This window comes from Aerococcus sp. UMB1112A, assembly GCF_030230715.1.
Lineage (GTDB): Bacteria > Bacillota > Bacilli > Lactobacillales > Aerococcaceae > Aerococcus.
Genome location: NZ_JASPDS010000047.1, coordinates 1 through 2354, shown reverse-complemented (window position 1 = coordinate 2354; position 2354 = coordinate 1). Strand labels below are relative to the sequence as shown.

General features: G+C 36.7%; 1 protein-coding gene and 1 pseudogene. One reads left to right on the top strand and one right to left on the bottom strand.

The genetic code is table 11. The features are described from left to right. The first annotated feature begins 117 nt into the window (after nt 1-117). Nucleotides 118-1299: an SAM-dependent methyltransferase gene (locus QP860_RS10425; protein ID WP_013439881.1), complete on the top strand. Its 1182-nt coding sequence runs from the start codon at nt 118-120 to the stop codon at nt 1297-1299. 71 nt (nt 1300-1370) lie between these two features. On the opposite strand, the pseudogene QP860_RS10420 reads toward QP860_RS10425, so the two are convergent. Next, nucleotides 1371-2276, bottom strand: a pseudogene (locus tag QP860_RS10420) (M13-type metalloendopeptidase); the annotation flags it as partial. Between the last annotated feature and the right edge of the window lie 78 nt (nt 2277-2354).

Sequence of the window (2354 nt, the reverse complement as noted above, 5' to 3'; positions counted from 1 at the left end):
CCTTGTGCTTTTTTATTGGCTAAACTATTGAATTTTCAAGGTACAAGCCCACTTTTGTAAGTGGGAAGTTTAAGTTAAAATACGTAATTAGGTTTAATAATTAGTGGAGGAATTTCATTGTTAGAAAAAACATTTTACAAAATGATGCTCAGTAAGTCCTTCCCTTTTCCCGTTAAAGTAACTTATTGGGACGGTAAAAGCGAAGTATATGGTAACGGTACTCCAGAAATTGAAATAGTTTTCAATGAAAAAATTCCAATGGGCGACATTACAAGAAATGCTTCCCTAGCACTTGGTGAAGCATACATGGACAAGAAAATTGAAATCCATGGCAGCATTCAAAAATTAATTGACGGCGTATACGAAAGTGCCGACAGTTTCATGCGTTCATCCAAATTCCGTAAATTCTTGCCTAAAACTAAACATACTGAAAAGCAAAGTGAAGAGGACGTTCAAAGTCACTATGATATTGGTAATGATTTCTACGAACAATGGCTTGACCCAACTTTGACTTATTCATGTGCTTACTTTACGGACGATAATAAAGCTGATCTTGAACAAGCTCAGATCGCCAAGGTACATCACATTTTAAACAAGTTACACCCACAAAAAGGAAAGACTTTACTTGATATTGGTTGTGGCTGGGGTACTTTGATGCTCACTGCAGCTAAAGAATATGGTCTTAAAGTTACCGGTGTTACTTTGAGTGAAGAACAATACAAGTTAGTTCAAAAGAAGATTTATGCCGAAAACTTGCAAGATGTTGCCGAAGTTAAACTTGAAGATTATCGTAAATTAGGTGATCAACAATGGGATTACGTCACTTCAGTTGGTATGTTTGAACACGTTGGTTCTGAAAACTTGGGTGAATACTTCAATGATGTAGCTAAATACTTAAAGAACGATGGTGTAGCCTTAATCCATGGTATTACTCGTCAACAAGGCGGTGCCACTAATGCTTGGATTAACAAATACATCTTCCCAGGTGGTTACATTCCAGGTTTAGTTGAAATTATTTCTAGAATTGAAGAAGCTCACTTGCAAATTAGTGACGTTGAAATGCTCCGTCGTCACTACCAAAGGACTTTGGAAATTTGGGACAAGAACTTTAACAATGCTCGTCCTGAAATTGAAAAGAAGATGGGCGAAAGATTCTGCAGAATGTGGGATATATACCTTCAAGCATGTGCTGCCAGCTTTGAATCAGGCAACATTGATGTTGTACAATATCTTTTAACTAAGGGTCTATCTGGTAAGAACTTGCCAATGACCCGTGATTACATGCTTAATAATAAATAAGTGCAAACCAAAAATGACTACTGGAAAATGACTACTGGAAAAATCCAGTAGTCATTTTTATTTTATCTAAATTACCAAATAGTAATTCTATCTTCAGGATCAAGCCACATGCCATCATCAGGCTTAACATCAAATGCAGTGTAGAAATCGTCTTGACATTGAACTGGGATATTTACACGAGTTGGTTGTGGTGCATGAACGTCAACTTGCACTTCAGTTTTAATTGCTTCTGGACGTTGCTTTTGCATCCAGCTTCTTGCATAATTTTCAAACAAGTCTTTCAAATCAACATTGTCGTTCTTACCAGCTTGAACAGCACAAGCAAGCCCTGCCAAGTCAGCAATATTTTCTCCTACTACTTGCTTACCGTTAATCTTAGCTGGACCGTATTGCAAGCCATCAAAAATATCAACCATTTGGCCAACCCGCTTATTGAATTCAGCGAAGTCTTCATCAGTCCACCAGTTATTCATATTTCCGTGTTCATCAAATTTAGCACCACTATTATCAAAGGCATGAGAAACTTCATGACCAATAGTTGCACCAATACCACCGTAATTTGCACCACGGGATTGATGAATATCATAAAATGGCGCTTGCAAAATACCAGCTGGGAAAGTTAAATCATTTCTTTGTGGATCATAACAAGCATTGTTCAAGTTTCCTGGCATGAGCCATACTGAGCGATCTACTGGCTGAGTTAATTTATCGAGCATATACTTGGTGCGTACCGTTGCCATTTGAGCTTCATTTTCATAAAGACTCCTTTCTGGGTCAATTTGCAAAAGATCATAAATCTTTTCGATTTTTTCTGGATAACCAATCTTAAGTACTAAAGCTCTTAATTTAATAATTGCCTTTTTCTTAGTATCTTCAGATAACCAATTATTATCATTGATTCTTTGCTCATATACTTTAAGCATATTGTGAATCATATCTTCGACATCGTGTTTAGCTTCTTCACAAAAGTATTTCTTACGCCGATTGTAAAATTAAACTGAACACTGTTCCGATCCAGTAAGAAGAATCGTTTTCACTGGATTAGAGCACAAAAA